Annotated in this window: 2 protein-coding genes; both read right to left on the bottom strand. The window is 40.3% G+C overall.

Annotated elements, in window-relative coordinates; all coding sequences use genetic code 11:
* Window positions 1–13: 13 nt before the first annotated feature.
* Window positions 14–244, bottom strand: coding sequence for a KH domain-containing protein (locus tag AC1DUW_RS32015; protein WP_053345300.1), 231 nt, complete (start codon window positions 242–244; stop codon window positions 14–16).
* A 13-nt stretch (window positions 245–257) separates the two neighbouring features.
* Window positions 258–530, bottom strand: coding sequence for a 30S ribosomal protein S16 (gene rpsP, locus AC1DUW_RS32010; RefSeq protein ID WP_053345299.1), 273 nt, complete (start codon window positions 528–530; stop codon window positions 258–260).
* Window positions 531–576: the final 46 nt, after the last annotated feature.

Here is a 576-nt window from a genome sequence, read left to right as displayed (position 1 = left end):
GTATTAGCCCTCCTTATTCGGAAATCTCCAAATAGATTTTCTTCTGCTGTGAGGATCCTGCTGCATATACCACAGTCCGAACCGCCTTAGCAACACGCCCTTGTTTACCGATGACCTTGCCCATGTCTTCTTTATGAACGGAGAGGACATAAACAATTCGGTCGGACTCTTCCTTCGAAGTCACTATGACTTCTTCCGGATAATCCACAAGTGCTGAAACAATTGTTTCAATTAAAGCTTTCATCAACTACCGTCGATTACTTGCTGTTTTTTGCAACATGGAATTTTTCCATGATGCCTTGTGTTGAGAATAAGTTACGAACTGTATCAGATGGTTTAGCTCCATCTTGTAACCATTTAAGAGCAAGCTCTTCGTTGATGTCAACTTTAGCTGGTTGAGTCACCGGGTTATAAGTTCCTACAACTTCAATGTAACGTCCGTCACGTGGTGAACGAGAATCTGCAACTACAATACGATAGAAAGGAGATTTTTTAGCTCCCATACGTTTTAAGCGAATTTTTACTGCCATTTTAAATAAGCACCTCCGAATAGTTTCACACAAGATAGTATAATAT

The organism is Peribacillus sp. P4_C12 (assembly GCF_056402095.1).
Note: the sequence above shows the minus strand (reverse complement) of the source record. Positions and strands in the feature narration are given on the sequence as shown.

Excerpts from the sequence above, each read along its gene's own strand:
- AC1DUW_RS32015 (WP_053345300.1), bottom strand. The coding sequence starts at position 244 with ATGAAAGCTTTAATTGAAACAATTGTTTCAGCACTTGTGGATTATCCG.
- rpsP (WP_053345299.1), bottom strand. The coding sequence starts at position 530 with ATGGCAGTAAAAATTCGCTTAAAACGTATGGGAGCTAAAAAATCTCCT.